This is a genomic window from Pantoea sp. PvP021, from assembly GCF_054056055.1.
Window position 1 is genome coordinate 239,382 of record NZ_JBSRXX010000001.1, and the last position, 19,389, is coordinate 258,770.

Annotated in this window: 17 protein-coding genes; all 17 read left to right on the plus strand. The window is 58.9% G+C overall.

The genetic code is table 11. The features are described from left to right. The first annotated feature begins 112 nt into the window (after window positions 1-112). The 17 genes from nac (at window position 113) to ACVKSX_RS01035 (ending at window position 19,332) form a co-directional block, all read left to right on the plus strand. Entirely contained in the window at window positions 113-1,030 is a 918-nt protein-coding gene (nac, locus tag ACVKSX_RS00955) for a nitrogen assimilation transcriptional regulator NAC (protein WP_010247899.1), read from the plus strand. Window positions 1,031-1,798: 768 nt separating this feature from the next. Continuing rightward, window positions 1,799-2,290 (plus strand): type VI secretion system tube protein TssD, encoded by a 492-nt coding sequence (gene tssD / locus ACVKSX_RS00960; protein WP_010670916.1) that lies wholly within the window; start codon window positions 1,799-1,801, stop codon window positions 2,288-2,290. A 12-nt stretch (window positions 2,291-2,302) separates the two neighbouring features. After that, the gene (locus ACVKSX_RS00965; RefSeq protein ID WP_010247892.1) at window positions 2,303-2,659 is read left to right on the plus strand and encodes a tlde1 domain-containing protein; all 357 of its coding nucleotides are present in this window, start codon (window positions 2,303-2,305) and stop codon (window positions 2,657-2,659) included. Beyond that, a complete protein-coding gene (locus ACVKSX_RS00970) occupies window positions 2,656-3,108 on the plus strand; it encodes a hypothetical protein (RefSeq protein WP_010670915.1) in 453 nt (150 codons plus the stop codon). Before ACVKSX_RS00965 ends, ACVKSX_RS00970 begins: the two co-directional genes overlap by 4 nt. 183 nt (window positions 3,109-3,291) lie before the next feature. Next, window positions 3,292-4,251: an HTH-type transcriptional regulator Cbl gene (cbl, locus tag ACVKSX_RS00975; protein WP_010247887.1), complete on the plus strand. Its 960-nt coding sequence runs from the start codon at window positions 3,292-3,294 to the stop codon at window positions 4,249-4,251. 160 nt (window positions 4,252-4,411) lie between these two features. Next, window positions 4,412-5,869, plus strand: coding sequence for an NAD-dependent succinate-semialdehyde dehydrogenase (locus ACVKSX_RS00980; RefSeq protein WP_033758293.1), 1,458 nt, complete (start codon window positions 4,412-4,414; stop codon window positions 5,867-5,869). A 443-nt stretch (window positions 5,870-6,312) separates the two neighbouring features. Continuing rightward, window positions 6,313-7,782 (plus strand): aldehyde dehydrogenase family protein, encoded by a 1,470-nt coding sequence (locus ACVKSX_RS00985; RefSeq protein ID WP_354438211.1) that lies wholly within the window; start codon window positions 6,313-6,315, stop codon window positions 7,780-7,782. Window positions 7,783-7,810: 28 nt separating this feature from the next. Next, window positions 7,811-8,479: a haloacid dehalogenase type II gene (locus ACVKSX_RS00990; protein ID WP_010247881.1), complete on the plus strand. Its 669-nt coding sequence runs from the start codon at window positions 7,811-7,813 to the stop codon at window positions 8,477-8,479. Window positions 8,480-8,489: 10 nt separating this feature from the next. Continuing rightward, on the plus strand, window positions 8,490-9,767 hold the full coding sequence (locus ACVKSX_RS00995) for an NAD(P)/FAD-dependent oxidoreductase (RefSeq protein ID WP_187510679.1): 1,278 nt from the start codon (window positions 8,490-8,492) through the stop codon (window positions 9,765-9,767). Between the two features lie 82 nt (window positions 9,768-9,849). Next, window positions 9,850-11,457, plus strand: a complete 1,608-nt coding sequence (locus ACVKSX_RS01000; RefSeq protein ID WP_354438212.1) for an ABC transporter substrate-binding protein — start codon at window positions 9,850-9,852, stop codon at window positions 11,455-11,457. A 27-nt stretch (window positions 11,458-11,484) separates the two neighbouring features. Then, complete coding sequence (locus ACVKSX_RS01005) at window positions 11,485-12,441, plus strand: ABC transporter permease (RefSeq protein WP_354438213.1); 957 nt, start codon at window positions 11,485-11,487, stop codon at window positions 12,439-12,441. Further along, a complete protein-coding gene (locus tag ACVKSX_RS01010; RefSeq protein WP_010247873.1) occupies window positions 12,438-13,289 on the plus strand; it encodes an ABC transporter permease in 852 nt (283 codons plus the stop codon). The genes ACVKSX_RS01005 and ACVKSX_RS01010 overlap by 4 nt, the downstream gene beginning before the upstream one ends. Beyond that, window positions 13,286-14,950: an ABC transporter ATP-binding protein gene (locus ACVKSX_RS01015; protein WP_033788375.1), complete on the plus strand. Its 1,665-nt coding sequence runs from the start codon at window positions 13,286-13,288 to the stop codon at window positions 14,948-14,950. The genes ACVKSX_RS01010 and ACVKSX_RS01015 overlap by 4 nt, the downstream gene beginning before the upstream one ends. A 135-nt stretch (window positions 14,951-15,085) precedes the next feature. Beyond that, window positions 15,086-16,417, plus strand: a complete 1,332-nt coding sequence (locus ACVKSX_RS01020; protein ID WP_010670909.1) for an NAD(P)/FAD-dependent oxidoreductase — start codon at window positions 15,086-15,088, stop codon at window positions 16,415-16,417. A gap of 11 nt (window positions 16,418-16,428) precedes the next feature. Then, window positions 16,429-17,271, plus strand: coding sequence for a GNAT family N-acetyltransferase (locus ACVKSX_RS01025; RefSeq protein WP_122458183.1), 843 nt, complete (start codon window positions 16,429-16,431; stop codon window positions 17,269-17,271). Further along, window positions 17,271-18,197 carry a 2-hydroxyacid dehydrogenase gene (locus tag ACVKSX_RS01030; RefSeq protein WP_191921409.1) on the plus strand — a complete coding sequence of 309 codons (927 nt, stop codon included), beginning with the start codon at window positions 17,271-17,273 and terminating at the stop codon, window positions 18,195-18,197. The genes ACVKSX_RS01025 and ACVKSX_RS01030 overlap by 1 nt, the downstream gene beginning before the upstream one ends. A gap of 1 nt (window position 18,198) precedes the next feature. Next, a complete protein-coding gene (locus ACVKSX_RS01035; protein WP_172608030.1) occupies window positions 18,199-19,332 on the plus strand; it encodes a M20 aminoacylase family protein in 1,134 nt (377 codons plus the stop codon). The last annotated feature ends 57 nt before the right edge of the window (window positions 19,333-19,389 follow it).

The following is a 19,389-nucleotide window of genomic DNA, read 5'->3' on the forward strand; positions in this document are numbered from 1 at the left end:
GCTGCTTGATAACCTGAATTTTTTAAACCTGGCCTGCATCTTGCAAAATCTCTGTTATCAGGGCGATGGGATCAGACCCATTTCGCTATTCGGGGTGAGTGACGGAGGCAAGATGAATTTAAGACGACTGAAGTACTTTGTGAAAATCGTCGATATCGGCAGTCTGACGCAGGCAGCAGAAGTGTTGCACATCGCCCAGCCTGCACTCAGTCAGCAGGTCGCGACGCTGGAAAATGAACTGGATCAGCAGTTGTTGATTCGTACCAAGCGCGGCGTTACGCCAACTGAGGCGGGTAAGATTCTCTATGGTCATGCGCGCACCATTCTGCGCCAGTGTGAGCAGGCCCAGACTGCGGTAATTAACGCTGGTCAGGTACTGAGTGGACAGGTATCGATTGGGCTGGCCCCAGGGACGGCGGCTTCATCGCTGACTATGCCGCTGTTGCAGACCGTGCGCGATCAATTTCCGGAAGTGCTGGTTTACCTGCACGAAAATAGCGGCAGCGTGCTGAATGAGAAAGTGATGAACGGTCAGCTGGATATGGCGGTGCTGTACGATCGCGCGCCCACTGCCGGGATCACCAGCATGCCGCTGATGAAAGAGGATCTCTTTCTGGTAGGCGCCACCGATTACCCAGGTGCCAGCGTCGATCTGGCCGATGTGGCGCAGATGAGTCTGTTCTTACCGCGTGATTACAGCGCAGTACGCAAGCGGGTCGATGAGGCCTTTTCGCTGCGTCGTCTGAGTGCACGCATCATCGGTGAGATCGAATCGATTTCAACCCTGACCGCAGCCATTTCCAGCGGCATGGGCGTGACCGTATTACCTGAGTCCGCCGCCCGTTCGCTGGTGGGATCCACCGATGCCTGGATGTCACGCATTAACAGCCCGTCATTGAGTCTGCCGCTGTCACTGAACGTCTCCGCCCGGTTGCCGCTGTCACCTTCAGCGCAGGCAGTGAAGAACATTCTGCTGTCGCTGCTGAATAAGCCGCTGAGTGAGGAGCGGGAGTTGATGTTAGTGAGTTAAGAGGGCGCTTGCAGCGGGCTGGCAACCAGCCGGTTTCGCTTTGCAGCGGGTTTCGCTTTGCAGCGGGCTACACTGAGCGGGTTACGCCCGCCAGGCGATGGAGGCTGTGAGCCTTTAGCAACGGGTATGCACTGAGGAAGTTTCGCCCGCCAGGCGATGAGGAGTTTCAGGTTGCCCGAGCAGGCGGACGCGTCAAGGGGCGGACGCCCGCCCCTTAACAATCCCGGCGTCCGGCTGCCTGCGCGCCCCGCTGTGCGGGGTACCTTCGTCACGCCCTGCGGCCGACGGACCGTCCGGACTCGCCATCCCTGGCTCGTGCCGTCCTTTCGCCGACGTCCTGTCGGCTCATCCTTGCCTGCGGTTGTTCCTCAGCGCTCCGGACGCCTCTGGTAAACCTTCGTCTGTAATTTCTGTATTTATTTGCTGCACAGAGCTGTTTACTGGCTGTACAGGAAGAGGTTCTATCTTTCCATTTCGACACAATGTGAACTTCATAGCACGAATGATAAATCCATGTTGGCGTGAAGAATTGCTGATACGACTTTTAAATTATTCTGAATAGCTTTTGGGCACGTTTTTATTTCCCTGATACCGCGTTATTCCGCGATCTCTATATCTCAAACAATAAAACTTCAATCAGGTTGATTTCACGCTTTATGAAAATTGATCTGATGTTTGCCGGAAGATAGTTTAATCAGGCTGTGAAAGCAGTGGGCCTGTCAGCAGAAAACAGGCTGGCTTTCTCTTTTTAAAATGGAGTTTAAAACGATGGCTATTCCAGCTTATCTCTGGCTTAAAGATGACGGTAACAACATTATTGTCGGATCAGTCGACGTGGCAGGTCGTGAAGGCGCTATTGAAGTCCTCGGCCTGAATCACGGCGTCATGCTCTCCACAGACAACGTGACGGGTAAAACAACCGCTGTCCGCGAACACGCTTCTTACAGTTTTGATAAAGAGATCGATAAGTCCAGTCCCTGCCTTTACAGGGCTGTGACCTCAGGTCAAAAGCTTTGCTCAGCGGAAATAAGATTTTACCGGATAAATGACGCGGGGCAGGAGGTGGAATATTTCAATACTTTGATGGAAGGCGTAACCGTTATCTGTGTGGGCCCGATGATGTATGACGTTAAATCCCGCTATGGTGAGGCGCGGGATCATCTGGAAACTGTAGAGCTGATTTACGAAAAAATTACCTGGCGATATGCAGACGGAAATATCGTCCACTCGGACAGCTGGAATGATCGAGTGACAGCATAAAGGAATATAACGATGACATGGACATATGAGCAAAGCACGGGTCACTTATACCACAACAGTGAATTTATTGAGGCCGGCTACTCAGGTAGTCTGACTAACAAAAATAATCCCGATCGCCAGCATGTAAGAGGGATGGGGCCCCTTCCTCAGGGAACGTACAGAATTGCAGGGCACTCCACATCAAAAGGACCCCTGACCATTATTCTGGTGCAGACTTCCGGAGAGTCTTTTGGCCGTTCGGCATTTCGCATTCATGGCGAAAGGGTCAATAAGCCAGCGGGCTTCGCCTCAGAAGGCTGCATCATTATGTCACTTGCAACCCGGCGACGCGTGCTGCGTGAAGGCGGGACGCTGGAGGTGGTCCGATGAAATATCTGATATTGATTGGCCTTCTGCCCTTCGCGGTCTGGGCTGGAGCGAATACATCCGACTGGGAAAATTCGCTGAAGGGCATCGCGTCAGGAGAGCAAGCCTGGCTTGCAAAAGTGCCCCAACTGGCAGCTACGGCTGATGTTCAGCAGGCAACCCGGATGGAAGATGCCCTTGCCTCGGCGTTAGCAAAGAATACCCCGGGCGTGCTGGAGACGCTCCGGGTTATTGACGCCAGATCCTGGCCCCATATGGCAGGTACAGACATTGTCTGCAGCGTTCCGGCTGAGCAACCTACAGCCTTTATAGAGGATTTTTATCAACAAACCCGTCTGGCGCTACTGGCAACTGACCAGGGTGCGACCTGTCTGTGGATCCTGGAAGCAAGCTATGAAGAGATGAAAGCAGAGAGCGCCAGAATGCGTAATCTATCGCCTTCTGTAAAATAGCCTCTCCCCAGGCCGGGTTTCAGTCAAATTCTGAAGTCCGGCCGCCCATCTCAAACCTCTCTGCCCCCCCAAACCCACCCCGTTATTCCCTAAAGTCATAAATCCGAATTTTTTAGTATTTCCGGTTATCAATAATAGTTCTTACCATCAGATAATCAGATTATGTAAAGGGAGGTAAATACCGTGAATTTCCAGCAGCTTAAAATCATCCGCGAGGCGGCCCGCTGTGAGTTTAACTTAACGGAAGTCGCTAATACGCTGTTTACCTCCCAGTCGGGAGTAAGTCGGCATATTCGTGACCTGGAAGATGAACTCGGGGTTGAGATCTTTATCCGTCGCGGCAAGCGCCTGCTGGGGATGACCGAGCCGGGCAAAGCGCTGCTGACCATCGCTGAGCGTATCCTGGATGAAGCGGGCAAAGTACGACGTCTGGCCGATGTCTTTACCAATGAAACCAGCGGCATCCTGACTATTGCCACTACCCATACTCAGGCGCGCTACAGCCTGCCGAAAGTGATCAAAGCGTTTCGTCAGCTCTATCCTAACGTCCGGCTTGAACTTAATCAGGGGTCGCCGCAGGAAATTGTCACCATGCTGCTGGCGGGTGAGGCGGACATTGGCATCGCCAGTGAATTACTGGTCAACAACAGCAGCCTGGCGGCGTTCCCCTGGTTCAGCTGGCATCACGCCTTACTGGTGCCGAAAGGGCATGAACTGGTGCAGAACCAGCCGGTTTCACTGAGCACGCTCAGCCGCTATCCGCTGATCACCTACCGGCAGGGTATCACCGGACGTTCGCGGGTTGACCGTGCATTCCAGACGGCCGGTTTAAAACCAGATATTGTGCTCAGTGCTCAGGACTCCGATGTGGTGAAAACCTACGTCAAACTCGGTTTAGGCGTGGGGATACTGGCCGATCAGGCGTGTGAAACTGAAGAGAGTGAAGAGCTGGTACGCCTCGATGCCACCCATCTGTTCGATGCCAGCACCGTATGGCTCGGCCTCAAGCGCGGCCAGCTGCAACGCAACTACGTCTGGCAGTTCCTGGAACTCTGCAACGCCAACCTGTCGCTGGAAGAGATCAAGCGTCAGGCGCTCTCCTACAGCAATGACGACGAACCGGTTATCGACTTCCAGATTTAAGCACACGGCGCATCCACCCGGATGCGCGCCTGTTTCCGCACGGCATAAAATTTCAAATCACCGCGAAAATCTCCTCTATCGACCTTTCTCACCCCGCACAACAACATCCTGCGCTGACCCGGCGCGATAAAGTGGAATCAGCTGACCACAAGGGGATGATATGTCGCGACTACAACTTAACGATAGCGATCTGCTGCGCCAGCAGGCGCTGTTTAATGGACGCTGGCAGGATGCGCATCAGGGCGCCACGCTGCCGGTTACCGATCCCGCCACGGGCGAAACCCTGGCGACGATTCCGGCACTGGGTCGGGCAGAAACCGGGCAGGCGATAGCTTATGCGGAAACTGTGCGCATCAGCTGGGGCAAAACTACCAATGCCAGCCGTGCCGCGCTGCTGGAAAAGTGGCATCAACTGATTATTGAACACGCTGACGACCTGGCGATTATCATGACCGCCGAGCAGGGCAAACCGCTGGCGGAAGCCAGAGGCGAAGTGCTCTATGGAGCCAGCTTCGTGAAATGGTTCGCGGAAGAGGCACGCCGCATCTATGGCGACACCATTCCCGCGCCCAGCGAGGACCGGCGCATCCTGGTGCTGAAACAGCCGGTAGGCGTTGCCGCCGCAATCACGCCGTGGAACTTCCCGATTGCGATGATCACCCGCAAGGTGGCGCCCGCGCTGGCCGCCGGATGTCCGATTATTGTTAAGCCTTCCGAGTTGACGCCGCTGTCGGCGCTGGCACTGGCGGTGCTGGCAGAACGTGCCGGCTTCCCGTCCGGCGTGTTGCAGGTGCTGACCGGCCTGCCCACGGAGATTGGCGCGACGCTGACTGAAAGCCGCACGGTACGTAAAATCTCCTTTACCGGTTCAACCCGCATCGGACAGTTGCTGATGCAACAGAGCGCCGACAGCATCAAGCGCCTGAGTCTGGAGCTGGGTGGCAACGCGCCCCTGATCGTGTTTGATGATGCCGATATTGAGATTGCCGTCGCGGGGGTCATGCTCAGCAAGTTCCGCAACGCAGGACAAACCTGCGTCTGCGCTAACCGCATCCTGGTGCAGCGAAGTATCTATCCGCGTTTCACCGCCCGGTTGCTGGAGGCGGTCGCCACCCTGAAAGTGGGGGATGGTTTTGCGCCCGACAGCACTATTGGTCCCTTGATCAACAGCCGCGCGGTGGAGAAAGTGAACGGTCATATTGATGATGCGCTCAGTCAGGGTGCAACGCTGCTGACCGGCGGCATCAGCCAGGGCAACGGGACCTTTGTGCAGCCCACGGTGCTCGGTGAGGTCACCGCCACCATGCGCATCGCCCATGAAGAGACGTTTGGTCCGGTCGCGCCGCTGTTTATCTTCGATGATGAAGAGGAGGCAATCGCGATGGCAAATGACACGCCCTACGGCCTGGGTGCCTATTTCTTTACCGAGAACATCCGGCGCGCATGGCGGGTAGCGGAGGCGCTGGAGTTTGGCATGGTCGGCTTTAATACCGGCGCAATTTCCCTGGAGGTCGCGCCGTTTGGCGGCGTGAAACTCTCCGGTATTGGCCGGGAGGGTTCCCGCTACGGAATTGATGAATATCTGGAACAGAAAACATTTCACATTGGCAGTCTGTAACTAAAAATGAAAAGAGCCAGCCGGATAATCCGGCTGGCTTTTTTTTGCCTGAGGCTCCGTAAAAACTTACCGGCGTCAAATAATTGTTCTGAAAAATTAAAGAATTTATCAGGGATGTGAAGCGGGTCGTTAAATCGGCGGATCATGTGAACCGGATTGAGCCGCCTGACCCGAAATATCCGCTTTGGTGCAATTTCCGTGCAGGTTGCACCAGCAGGGCGCATAAATTTTGTGAAGTAAATCATCTGTTTAATTGTTCGGCAATTCCGCAAAAAATCCCCCGCCAATACGGCAGAAAATTTTTTTGCACTGTTTTAAACGCATTTTTATTTTTTGCCCGGCTGGCATACTTTCTGCATTAGCTTATTAACAGCGCAGAAACCGGCAGTTTTAAACGCTAATAAACCAGCAACTGATGGGTGTAACAAATAAGGAATTCTTCCATGTTAAGTTTCGACCCGGAAAAAGTTTCTCTCCCGACTGGCCATTATATTGGCGGCCAGCACTGCCAGAGCCAGGGCGCATCCTTTGAGGTTAAACGTCCCTCGGATGGCAGGGTTTATGCCACGCTGCAGGACGCCACGCCGCAGGATGTCGATCGTGCCGTGACTGTGGCGCATCAGGCGCTGAAAAGCAGCGGCTGGTCCGGTTGTCCGCCGCGCGAACGCGGACGGATACTGCGCCGCTGGGCCGATCTGATTGAGCAGGACGCGCTGCTGGCACAGCTGGAGGCGCTGGGCTCCACCCGGCCGATCAATGACGTGGTGCTGCACGAAATTCCTTTTACCGCCGAAGCGATTCGCTTCTATGCCGAATGCGCTGACAAATACAGCGGGGATCTCTTTCCCACCCGCGACAGCAGCCTGGGCATGCTGATTGCCGAACCTTATGGCGTTATCGCCGCGATTACCCCGTGGAATTTCCCGCTGTCGATGGCGTCGTGGAAATGCGGACCGGCGCTGGCGGCGGGCAATGCGGTGGTGCTTAAACCCTCTGAACTGACCCCGTTTTCTACCGTACGCATGGCCGAACTGGCCATTCAGGCGGGCTTGCCGGCCGGCGTGCTGAACATTGTCCAGGGCAGTGGCGCGGTGACCGGCAGTGCACTGGTAAAACATCCGCTGGTGCGCAAAGTCTCGTTTACCGGCTCGACCCTGACTGGCGCGCGCATCATGAGCGATGCCGCGCAAAACGGCATGAAGCCGGTGACGCTGGAGCTGGGCGGCAAAAGTCCGCAACTGGTGTTTGATGACGCGGGTGACCTTGAGGTGCTGGCCCAGCGGATTCTGCGCGGCTTCACCGCCAACGGCGGTCAGGCCTGCGTGGCGGGCACCCGTCTTATTGTGCAGCGCAACATTGCCGATCCGCTGGTTGAGCGGCTGGCTCAACTCTGCCGGGAGGTTAAACCGGGCGTCACCTGGCAGGAGGACAGCCGCTACGCGCCGCTGATCGATGAACGACAGGGCAACAAAGTCTGCTCGGTTATTGAAGCGGCAAAAGCGCAGGGCGCAGAAGTACTGGTGGGCGGTGAGCGTTTTGCCGACACCGACGACGGCTGGTTCTGGCAGCCCACGCTGCTGAGTCAAGTGGCGCAGGATAACCCGGCAGTCCAGCAGGAGATTTTTGGTCCGGTGCTGACGGTGCAGACGTTTGATGATGAAGAGCAGGGACTGGCGATGGCCGCCCATGACACTTATGGCCTCTGCGCCGGTGTTCACACCCTGAGTCTGCCGCGCGCGCTGCGGGCAATGCGCGCCATTGACGCGGGCACCGTCTGGATCAACCGCTATGGACGCTCCGGCGACTTCATCATTCCGACCGGTGGCTTTCTCGGCTCCGGCATTGGTAAAGATTTAGGCCGCCAGGCGTTTCAGGCCTGCCAGCGCCAGAAGAGTGTACTCATCGATTTCTAAGCGCAACTGACAATGACGAGGGTGTTACATGGCACTGTTTAAACCGAAATTCATCACGTTTGACTGTTACGGCACGCTGATTCGCTTCGATATGGCGGGTGCCGCGCAGCGCTGTTTCAGCGACCGCGTCGACCCGGACGCAATGCACGCTTTTACCACCGACTTTTCCAGCTACCGGCTGGATGAGGTGCTCGGCGCGTGGAAACCCTACTACGACGTGGTGAGTAATGCCCTGCAGCGCACCTGTAAAAAGTGGGGCGTCCGCTGGGACAAAGCCGACAGCGACTTTATCTACACCGACTGCGCCAGCTGGGGTCCGCATCCCGACGTGCCCGCCGGGCTGGCAAAGGTGGCTAAGGAGTTTCCGCTGGTGCTGCTGACCAACTCGATGAAAGACCTGATCCCTCATCACGAACCGCGTCTGGGCGCGCCAATCTATATGGCTATCACGGCAGAAGAGACGGGAGCCTACAAACCACAGATGAAGGGCTTCGAGTACATGCTGGATAAGCTCGGCTGCGGCCCGGAGGAGATCCTGCACGTCTCCTCCAGCTTCCGCTATGACCTGATGACTGCCCACGATCTCGGCATCAAAAACAAAGTCTGGGTCAATCGCGGTCATGAACCGGCGAATCCGTATTACCAGTACACCGAAATCAACGATATCGGCGGCCTGCCTGGCGTCGTCGGACTCTGAGGAACACCCCATGAAACTGGAATCGTTCTGGCAGGCCACCGCTCCGGCCTTTACCGGTGCCGCACGCGAACCGCTGCCCGCACAGGCGGACGTGGTGGTGATTGGCGGTGGCTTCACCGGCATCTCGGCGGCCCTGAACCTGGCGCGCAGCGGCATCAGCGTGGTGCTGCTGGAGAGTGGCGACGTGATGAGCCAGGCCTCGGCGCGCAACGGCGGCCACTGCAACACCGGTGTGGCGCAGAACTTCGCCTCGCTGGTGGCGAGCCACGGTCTGGAGCAGGCCAGCCGCTTCTACCGGGCGTTTGATGAGGCGGTGAGCTATGTCCAGCAACTGATCCAGGATGAAGCGATCGACTGCGACTTCCGGCTGTGCGGCAAACTCAAGCTCGCCAGCAAAGCGTCGCATGTGGCCGGGCTGCAGGAAGCGTATGAGCTGATGCGGCGCACCGTTGACCCGGAGATCGAACTGCTCGACAAAACCGCAGTGCGTGACGAGATCGCCAGCGATGACTTCCACGGCGGCCTGCTGCAGAAACGTGGCGGTCAGATGCACATGGGCAAGTTCGGCGTCGGGCTGGCTGAGGCCGCCGCCCGCAGCGGCGCGAAGATTTTTCCGCACCACGCCGTGACGAAGCTAGAACGCCTGAAGGGTTATCAGCATCGGGTAGAGACCGCGCAGGGCACCATTCTGGCGGACAAAGTGCTGATGGCGACCGGCTGCTCCAACGTCGGCCCTTTTCCCTGGTTTCAGCGCCGTATTGTGCCGGTCGGCAGCTTTATCGTGGTGACGGAGGCGCTCGACCCGGCGCTGCTGCGCCAGGTTCTGCCAAACGATCGCACCTACGTTACTTCACTGAATATCGGCAACTACTTCCGTACTACGGCCGATCGCCGTTTGGTGTTTGGCGGGCGGGCGCGGTTTGCCGTCAGCAACCCGACGTCGGACTCGCGTAGCGGTGAGATCCTGCGCCGGGCGATGACGCAGATGCTGCCACAGCTTGGCCAGTCGCAGGTGGATTACTGCTGGGGCGGTATGGTTGATATGACGGCCGACCGTCTGCCGCACGCGGGTGAACAGGATGGCCTCTTCTACTCGCTGGGCTACAGCGGTCACGGCACCCAGATGTCGGTGTGGATGGGACGCGTCATGGCCAGTCTGCTGGCTGAAAAGCGCACTGAAAATCCCTGGCAGCGCGACACATGGCCCGCGCTGCCCGGTTATCACGGCAAGCCATGGTTTTTACCGCTCGCAGGACTCTATTACAAAGCAAAGGATCGCCTTTCATAACGTCCCGTCGGGTGCTGACCGCCAGGTTATCAGCACCGTTAGAACATGATCCCCGGTTCGCCTGACTATTGAGGGTACAGAGATGAGTAAATTTGATAATAACGACGCTGATGCGGTAAATCCGGCACTGACGCGCATGATCACAGAAGGCTCACTTTCACGTCGCAGTCTGATGAAAATGCTCTCAGCCGGTGCGGTGATGAGCAGCGGCCTGATCACTTTTTCAGGGGCGGCACTGGCGGATTACAAGCCGGTCAGGGGCGGTAAACTGCGGGCAGCGATGTCGAATGCCTCGGCCACCGATACACTTGATCCGGCCAAAAGTAACAACAGTGCGGATTACACCCGCCAGTTCATGTTCTACAGCGGCCTGACCGAGCTGGATAAAAACCTGATGGCGCAACCGGCGCTGGCCGAATCGCTGGAATCCAGCGACGGCATTACCTGGCATATCAAACTGCGTAAGGGGGTCACTTTCCATGATGGCAAACCGCTGACCGCCAAAGATGTCATCTACTCGCTCAGCCGTCACAAAGATCCGGCCATCGCCTCTATCGCCTTTAAGCTGGCCGATCAGTTCAAAACCTTCAGCGCGGTCAATGATAACGAGGTGCAGCTGGAGCTGAGCAGCGCTAACTTCGACGTCCCTTATATGCTGGCAACACCGCCGTTTCTGATCGTACCGGACGGCACCAAAGATTTCAGCAAAGGCATCGGCACCGGTCCGTTTGTCTGCAAAACATTTATGCCGGGTACGCGCACCATCGGCACCAAAAACCCCAACTACTACAAACCTGGTCTGCCACATCTGGATGAGGTAGAACTCATCGGCGTTACCGACGGCGCAGCGCGCGTTAATGCCCTGATGTCAGGCGATCTGCAGATGGTCTCCACGCTGACCGCTGCCGACTGCAAACGCATCAAAGCCAGCAGCGAATTTGGCGTGCTGGAGAGTAAATCGGGCATGTACACCAACCTGATTATCCGCACCGATGTGAAGCCGGGTAACAATGAAGATTTCGTGCTGGCGATGAAATATCTGCAGCCACGTGAAATGCTGGTGAAAACGGTGCTGCAGGGTTACGGCGACGTCAGTAATGACACCCCGGTGCCGCCGTGGCATCCGCTCTATAACGCCGATCTCAAACCGCGTGCGCTGGACATTGAAAAAGCGAAGTTCCACATCAAAAAAGCGGGCATGGCCGGCTCCACGGTGGAGATTATCACCACGCCGAATATCGAAGGGGCAAATGAAGGCGGTCAGATGATCCAGCAGATGGCGCGCGGGGCAGGGCTGAACATCAAAGTGCGACGTGTGCCGTATGACGGTTACTGGTCTTCGCACTGGATGAAAGATCCGGTGGGATATGGCTCGATAAATCCGCGTCCGACGCTCGACATGCTCTTCTCACAGTTCTATCTCTCTACCGCACCGAATAACGAATCGGGCTGGAAAAATCCTCAGTTTGATCAACTGGTGGTCGCGGCACGCGGTGAGCGCGATCAGGCGAAACGCAAGCAGATGTATGGCGACATGCAGACGCTGATTTATGACCACTGCGGCACCCTTATCCCGACCTTTATCAGCTCCACGGATGGCTATAACAAAAAGGTCAAAGGGGTGGAGGCCTGGCCGTCAGGCATGATGATGGGCTATCGCTTCCATGAATTTGCGTGGCTGAGCGCCTGATACGTTATTTAAGGAAGGAGTACGCCGATGAACCGATACATGCTGTTCCTGATTGCCCGGCGAATTGGTGCCGGCATCCTGACTTTGCTTATCGTCTCGGCGGTGGTGTTTTTCATCACCAGCCTGCTGCCGGGCGACGCAGCGCAGATGATCCTCGGCCAGAACGCCACGCCGGAAACGGTGGCGGCGTTACGGCAGCAGCTGGGTCTCGATCAGCCTTTGCTGATGCGCTACTTCCACTGGCTGACAGGCATGTTGCAGGGCGACTTTGGCACCTCGTTTGCCAGCCATTTGCCGGTCTCGCAGCTGGTGGCGCAGCGTATTCCCGCTACCTTTGAACTGGCGGGTAATACCACGCTGATCTGCGTGCCGCTGGCGCTGATTATCGGCATTATTGCGGCGATGAATCGCGGTTCCCGACTCGATCGGGCGCTGGTCATCGGCACCATGGCGACGGTTGCCGTGCCGGAGTTTCTGGTGGCGACGGTGGCGGTACTGATTTTTGCCGTCAAGCTGCACTGGGTGTCAGCGATGTCGTTCGGCAGCCCGGATAGCGACCTGCTGAGTTACCTCAAAGCCTACGCGCTGCCGGTGCTGACCCTCTGCTGCGTGCTGGTGGCGCAGATGGCACGTATGACGCGGGCAGCCATTATCAACCAGCTCGACAGCCCTTATCTGGAGATGGCGCTGCTGAAAGGGGTTTCACCGCTGAGAGCGGTGCTGCGTCACGCACTGCCTAACGCGGTCGGCCCCATCGCCAATGCCATTTCACTCAGCCTCTCCTATCTGTTTGGCGGGGTAATCATCATCGAAACCATCTTCAGCTATCCCGGTCTCGCCAGCCAACTGGTGGATGCGGTCAGTAACCGCGACCTGCCGGTGGTGCAGCTCTGCGTGATGCTGTTCGCCGCCTGCTATCTGGTCCTGCTGCTGGCGGCAGACATTCTGACTATCGCCTTTAACCCGAAATGGAGAAGCGCATGAATATTCTCTCGTTGCCCTGGCGTTTCTTACAGTCGCTCTCCTGGTCGGGACGGCTGGGTCTGATAATGTCGCTGTTCTGGCTGCTGATGGCGGTATTCGGCACCCCGCTGGCCCCGCACAGCATTGATGACATCGGCGGCGGCCCGCTGATGGGCGGCCTGACGTCCGATAACCTGCTGGGCACCGACTACCTTGGGCGCGACATGCTGAGCCGCATTCTCTATGGCGCGAAGTTCTCTATCGGTCTGGCGCTGAGTGCGGCGCTGCTGGCCAGCCTGATCGGCACGCTGCTGGCGCTGCTGGCAGCGGTGGCGGGGCGCTGGCTGGAGGAGGTACTGGGCCGCGTCAACGACGCGCTGCTGGTACTGCCGGGCAAAGTGCTGTCGCTGATGATAGTCGCGGTATTTGGCTCCTCACTGCCGATGCTGATCCTCACGGCGGTCTTCACCTACTGGCCGGGCGCATTTCGTATCGCGTTTGCCATGGCCAGCTCGCTGCGCAGCATGGACTACGTCCGGGCGTCACGGCTGCGGGGCGAAAGCCGCTGGTATATCGCCATTCACGATATCCTGCCCAACATGGTGCACCCGATGCTGACTGATTTTGGTCTGCGCTTTGTCTACATCGTGCTGCTGCTGAGCGGCCTGAGCTTCCTCGGTCTGGGTGTTCAGCCGCCCTACGCCGACTGGGGCACGCTGGTGCGTGAAAATATGCAGGGGCTGTTTGACGGCTCGCCTGCGGTGCTGATGCCCGCGCTGGCGATTGCCAGCCTGACCATTGGTGCCAACCTGTTTATTGACAGCCTGCAGGCGATGCGTCCGATGACGCTGGCGAAGGAGGGAGCATGAACGTGACACCACATACCGCCATGCCGGTGATTTCGGTGGATAAACTGCGCGTCACTGCGCAGACCGATCGCGGCGAAGAGATCGACCTGGTTTCCGATATTCACTTTACCGTGCAGAAGGGCGAAGTGCTGGCGCTGATTGGCGAATCCGGCTCAGGTAAAACCACTATCGCGATGGCGCTGATGGGTTACGCCCGCAGCGGCTGCCGCATCGCCGACGGCAACATTCACGTTGCCGGCACCGACGTTAACAGCCTGACGCCGGGGCAGTTGCGCGCTTTCCGTGGCAACAAAGTCGCCTATATCGCCCAGAGCGCGGCAGCGTCGTTTAATCCGGGCATGAAGATCCTCGACCAGGTGATTGAGCCGGTGGTTATCCACGGCACCCTGACCCGCAAAGCGGCAAAAGCCAAAGCGATTGAGCTGTTCCGCGAACTGGCGCTGCCCAACCCCGAGACCATTGGTGACCGCTTCCCGCACCAGGTGTCGGGCGGTCAGTTGCAGCGTCTGATGACGGCGATGGCGCTGATTGGCGATCCTGACGTGGTAATCCTTGATGAACCTACTACCGCGCTGGATGTGACCACGCAGGTGGAAGTGCTGAAGGCGTTTCGCCGCGTGGTGGTGCAGCGCGGCGTCACGGCGATTTACGTCAGTCACGATTTAGCCGTGGTGGCGCAGATGGCAGACCGGATACTGGTGCTACTGCGCGGCAAAATGGCGGAGTATGGCAGCACCGCGCATCTGATCGGCGCACCGCAGGCGGAGTACACCCGCTTACTGATGGAGGCGGCGCGGCAGAAAGAGCGGCCCAGCAACTGGTGCCCGGTTGCCGCCGATATTCAGCCGCTGCTTGAGGTGCGCGACCTCAGCGCAGGTTATGGTCCGCGTGGCAGCGACGGCTATCCGAAAATACGCATTCTGGAAGATATCAATCTCAGGCTGTGGAAAGGGCAGGCGATTGGCATCATTGGTGAGTCAGGCTCAGGTAAAACCACCCTGGCGCACGCTATTGCCGGACTCAACGCTCCAAGCCACGGCCATATTCTGTTCAACGGCCACTACATCTCGGGCGATATGCAAAAACGGCCTGACAACGAGCTGCGCCGCATTCAATATGTATTCCAGATGGCAGACACCGCGCTGAACCCGGCCCACAGCGTTGAACGCATCCTGTCGCGTCCGCTGACGCTGTTTCACGGTCTGAGCGGTGCGGCCCGACAGCAGCGGCTTTATCAGCTGCTGGATCTGGTGCAGCTTCCGCGCAGCGTGCTGTGGCGGCGTCCCTGGGCGCTCTCCGGCGGGCAGAAGCAGCGCGTCAATCTGGCGCGCGCACTGGCGGCTGAGCCGGATCTGATTCTGTGTGATGAAGTGACCTCGGCGCTGGATACAGTGGTTGCCGCCGCCGTTCTCGACTTAATCAGCGAACTGCGCCGCGAACTGGGACTTTCGGTGATCTTCATCAGCCACGACATGCATGCGGTACGCGCGGTGTGTGATGAAATCGTGGTGATGAAGAGCGGTCGCATCGTCACCCAGCTGGCGCGCAGCGACTACGACAAGCCGACCAGCGAATTGTATTTCGAGCGGCTGAAACGCGCGGTGCCGGAGCTGCGTCAGGGCTGGCTGGATGAGCATGAAGAGATTTTAAAAGCAGAGTGAGTTGCCTGAAGCAACTGGCACCCTGATTAATCCGCCTGCACAGCACTGATGTAATGCGCGGGCGGCACGGGTCAAGGCACCGCGGCGATATCGCACTGTGCCAGACCAGATACTGACAACAGAGGTAGTCTTGTTATGCCTGCACCGATTCGTTATGTACAGGACAGTGCGAATTTTCCCGATTCCGCCGATGTAGTGGTGATTGGCGCCGGTATCGCCGGAGCCGCCGCCACCTGGGAGCTGGCGAAGCAGGGACTGAAGGTCGTGCTAATCGAAAAAGGCCTGGTAGGAGCGGAGCAGTCGAGCCGTAACTGGGGCTGGTGTCGCCAGCAGAACCGCGATGAGCGCGAATTGCCGCTGATTATTTATGCGCTGCAACGCTGGGGTGAGCTTAACGATGAAACCGGCGAGGAGCTGGGTTTCCGCCGCAGCGGGCTGGTTTACGCCACGCAGGAAGAGTCGGACATTGCGGCCTGGGATAAGTGGATCCAGATGGCAAAAGGCTATGGCGTGCGCAGTTCGATCCTCACGGCGGAGCAGGCCAAAGCGATGACGCCCGGCAGCACCACAAACTGGCGGGGCGGTCTCTCAGCGCCAACTGACGGTCACGCCGAACCACGGCTGGCCGCGCCCGGGCTGGTGGCGGGCGCGCTGAAAAAAGGCGCGCTGCTGTTTCAGCAATGTGCGGTGCGCGGGCTGGATATCGCCGCCGGACGGGTCAGCGGCGTCTGGACCGAGCGCGGCCTGATCAAAACCAGCCGGGTGATCTGTGCCGCCGGGGCCTGGACCTCCATGTTCTGCCGTCGTCACGGTATCGATCTGCCGCTGGGCAACGTGATTGGTACCGCCTTCCGCACGCAGCCCATTGAGCAGGCGATTGCCATGCCACTCTACACACCTGGCTTTGCCTGTCGGCCACAGATGGACGGCAGTTACACCGTCTCCGTCTCGGGTCGCGGGCGTCTGGAACCTGGCGCGCAGGGGCTGCGCTATGCCCGCCAGTTCTATCCGACCTTTAAAAGCCGCCGCAAGAATCTCACCCTGAATCTTGGCCTGTCGCCGTTCTTCAATGGCCCGGAAGCGATGGGTGGCTGGGCATTTGACCGCGAGTCGCCGTTTGAGCGCATGCGCATTCTCGATCCGGCAGCCGATGCAACGATCGTGGAAGAGGGACTGGCGGCGATGCGGCGTGAATATCCGGCGCTGGCGAACCTGCGGCTGGCGCAGTCGTGGGGCGGCATGATTGACAGCACCCCGGACGCGATTCCGGTGATCTCCACCGTGGCGAAACTGCCGGGGCTGGTGCTCTCGGCGGGCTACAGCGCCCATGGCTTCGGTATCGGACCGGGTGCCGGACGACTGGCAGCCGATCTGGCGACCGAAGCCACGCCAGTCGTTGATCCCACCCCTTATCGCTACAGCCGTCTGGTTGACGGCAGCGGACTTGAAACGCCAGGCATGATGTAAGGAGACCTGCAATGAGCCTGAAAATACGCGCAATGACGCCGGACGATATCGACCCCTGTTTCACCTTAACGCAGGCACTGAAATGGCCCCACCGACGTGAAGACTGGGCGCTGGCGCTGCAGCTGGGCGAGGGCACGGTGATTGAAGAGCAGGGCAAGCTGATTGCGAGCGCGGTGCTCTGGCGCTGGGGCGAGCGCGCCGCCACGCTGGGGCTGGTGATCGTCGATAACCAGCAGCAGGGGCGTGGCCTTGGCAAACAGCTGATGCTGGCGCAACTGGAAAAATTACCCGACTGTAATGTGCGTCTGCACGCCACCGAAATGGGCAAAGGTTTGTATGAAAAACTCGGGTTTGTCAGTTGCGGTGAGATTCGCCAGCACCAGACCCGCGCAGTGACCACCCTTCCAGACGTCGTGATCCCGGCGGGACTGCAGCTGCGTCCGGCAACACTGGCCGATCACGCCACACTGGTGACGCTGGATCAGCAGGCGCACGGCATGCATCGTCCGGCACTGTTCGACCACCTGCTGCGCGACTGCCAGACGGTGCTGTTGCAGGATGACCAACAGCAAATTCAGGGCTTCGCCAGCCTGCGCCGCTTTGGTCACGGCTGGGCGATAGGCCCGATCATCGCGGGAGACTTCGCGGTAGCGAAGGCGCTGGTCGCCTCGCTGATGCAGTCGCTGCAGGGGGAATTCCTGCGCATCGACACCGATGCCGCGCTGCCGATGGCCGCCTGGCTACAGAGCCTCGGCATCCCTCAGGTCGATGCGCCTGCGACTATGGTGCGCGGCACGCCCTGGACACCGCAGGGTATGCAGGCGTTTGGACTGATGACGCAGGCGATGGCCTGATGCATATCGTCTATAAATCGGAGCCGGAACGTGGCCGGATCTGGCAGCGCTGGCTGGCAGCGCATGCGCCTGACATTCAGCTGCATATCTGGCCTGAGACCGGCGATCCAGAGCAGGTTGAGGCGCTGGTCGCCTGGCAGCCACCGGCTGACATCACCGCGCTTTTCCCCCGGCTGAAATTGCTGTTCTCCGTGGGTGCCGGGGCCGATCAGTTTGACCTTGGCGCGCTGCCGCCCGACCTGCCGGTGATCAGAATGATCGAGCCAGGCCTGACCCAGGGCATGGTGGAGTATGTCACCTTCGCGGTACTCGGCCTGCATCGCGACATGCCGCGCTATTTTCATCAGCAACGCCAGCAGCAGTGGCTGGCACACGCGGTATTACCTGCCGCGCAGCGTCGGGTAGGCGTCATGGGGCTGGGCGAACTGGGCCAGGCCGCACTGCAACAGCTGGTGGCGCTGGGCTTTGACTGCGCTGGCTGGAGCCGCACACCGCGCCAGATTCCCGGCGTCCGCTGCTGGCACGGTGACGATCAGCTCGATGCGTTTCTGGCGCACAGCGAGATTCTGGTCTGCCTGCTGCCGCTGACTGACACCACACAGGGTTTGCTTAACCGAACCCTGTTTAATCAGCTACCACAGGGCGCGGCGCTGGTGCAGGCCGGGCGCGGCCCCCAGCTGAATCAGGACGATCTGCTGCAGGCGCTGGAGAGCGGGCAGCTCCGTGCCGCCGTGATCGATGTGACCAACCCGGAGCCGTTACCGCCGGGTCATCCCTTCTGGCACCATCCCGCCATCTGGCTCACACCCCACATCGCCAGCCAGACGCAGAATGAGAGCGCCATTGCGGCACTGCTGGAAAATCTGCGGCGCCATCAGCGTGGCGAGCCGCTGCACGGTGAGATTGACCGTTCGCGAGGATATTAAGATGGAACATCTGGTGGCATTGCGCCGCGACCTGCATGCGCACCCGGAACTGGGCTTTCAGGAGCAGCGCACCAGCGACATCGTGGCGAACTTTCTGCAACAGCTGGGCATTGAGGTGCATCGCGGCATCGGTAAAACCGGCGTGGTCGGGATACTGAAAAAGGGCAGCAGTGAACGCATGATCGGCCTGCGGGCTGATATGGATGCGCTGCCGATGCAGGATCAGAGCGGCACCGACTGGCAAAGCCGCCTGGAGCAGGTGAGCCACGCCTGCGGCCACGACGGTCACACCGTGATGCTGCTGGGAGCCGCAGAAAAACTGGCGCGCGACGTCAGCTTTGATGGCAGCGTCTGCTTTATCTTCCAGCCCGCCGAAGAGGGGCTGGCGGGCGCAAAGGCGATGATTGACGATGGCCTGTTCAGCCGCTTTCCCTGTGAGGCGGTCTACGCCATCCACAACTGGCCGGAACTGCCGCTCGGCCAGGTACAGACCCGCCCTGGCGCGATCATGGCAGCGGCTGATCGCTTTGATATCCGGGTACTGGGCGGAGGCGGTCATGCCGCGCAGCCGCATCTGACGCGCGATACTCTGCTGGCGACCAGCGAGCTGGTGGTGCAGCTGAATACTCTGGTCTCGCGCGCCCTGGATCCGTGCGAAACGGCGCTGCTCACCGTCACCCGGATGCAGGGCGGCTTTTCGCACAACATGATCCCGGCGGAGGCGAACATCACCGGCACGGTGCGCACTTTCAGCCCGGCAGCGCAGGCGACGATTGAAGCACGACTGCGTCAGATGGCGGAGCACATCACCGCCGCCCACGGTTTGCACGCAGAGGTCAGCTATCTGCGCTACTACCCGGCGACCCTGAACAGTAATGCTGAAGCGCAGTTTTGCCTGCAGGCGCTGACGCAGGCGGGCATTACGGCTGAGGCCGCGCCCCAGCCCGCACTTACCTCAGAAGATTTTGCTTTTATGCTGCAGGCGCGGCCCGGTGCCTATCTGTGGCTGGGGTCGGCACCCTGCAAGCCGCTGCATCATGCTGCATACGACTTCAACGATGCGCTGATCCCGCATGGCGTTAACGTTTTTGTCACGCTGATTCGTCAGGCGCTGGCAGAGAAATTTCCCTGCTGAATGCCGCAGGATTTTGACAGGAAATGCCGCTGTCTGAGGAATTACGGCAGCGTGACA

Bases quoted from the DNA above. Each gene is read 5' to 3' on its own strand.
- ACVKSX_RS01015 (WP_033788375.1), top strand. From the start codon at position 13,286: ATGAACGTGACACCACATACCGCCATGCCGGTGATTTCGGTGGATAAA.
- ACVKSX_RS00965 (WP_010247892.1), top strand. From the start codon at position 2,303: ATGACATGGACATATGAGCAAAGCACGGGTCACTTATACCACAACAGT.
- ACVKSX_RS00985 (WP_354438211.1), top strand. From the start codon at position 6,313: ATGTTAAGTTTCGACCCGGAAAAAGTTTCTCTCCCGACTGGCCATTAT.
- ACVKSX_RS01035 (WP_172608030.1), top strand. From the start codon at position 18,199: ATGGAACATCTGGTGGCATTGCGCCGCGACCTGCATGCGCACCCGGAA.
- ACVKSX_RS01005 (WP_354438213.1), top strand. From the start codon at position 11,485: ATGAACCGATACATGCTGTTCCTGATTGCCCGGCGAATTGGTGCCGGC.
- ACVKSX_RS00995 (WP_187510679.1), top strand. From the start codon at position 8,490: ATGAAACTGGAATCGTTCTGGCAGGCCACCGCTCCGGCCTTTACCGGT.
- ACVKSX_RS01025 (WP_122458183.1), top strand. From the start codon at position 16,429: ATGAGCCTGAAAATACGCGCAATGACGCCGGACGATATCGACCCCTGT.
- tssD (WP_010670916.1), top strand. From the start codon at position 1,799: ATGGCTATTCCAGCTTATCTCTGGCTTAAAGATGACGGTAACAACATT.
- ACVKSX_RS01020 (WP_010670909.1), top strand. From the start codon at position 15,086: ATGCCTGCACCGATTCGTTATGTACAGGACAGTGCGAATTTTCCCGAT.
- ACVKSX_RS01010 (WP_010247873.1), top strand. From the start codon at position 12,438: ATGAATATTCTCTCGTTGCCCTGGCGTTTCTTACAGTCGCTCTCCTGG.
- ACVKSX_RS01000 (WP_354438212.1), top strand. From the start codon at position 9,850: ATGAGTAAATTTGATAATAACGACGCTGATGCGGTAAATCCGGCACTG.
- ACVKSX_RS00990 (WP_010247881.1), top strand. From the start codon at position 7,811: ATGGCACTGTTTAAACCGAAATTCATCACGTTTGACTGTTACGGCACG.
- ACVKSX_RS01030 (WP_191921409.1), top strand. From the start codon at position 17,271: ATGCATATCGTCTATAAATCGGAGCCGGAACGTGGCCGGATCTGGCAG.
- nac (WP_010247899.1), top strand. From the start codon at position 113: ATGAATTTAAGACGACTGAAGTACTTTGTGAAAATCGTCGATATCGGC.
- ACVKSX_RS00980 (WP_033758293.1), top strand. From the start codon at position 4,412: ATGTCGCGACTACAACTTAACGATAGCGATCTGCTGCGCCAGCAGGCG.
- ACVKSX_RS00970 (WP_010670915.1), top strand. From the start codon at position 2,656: ATGAAATATCTGATATTGATTGGCCTTCTGCCCTTCGCGGTCTGGGCT.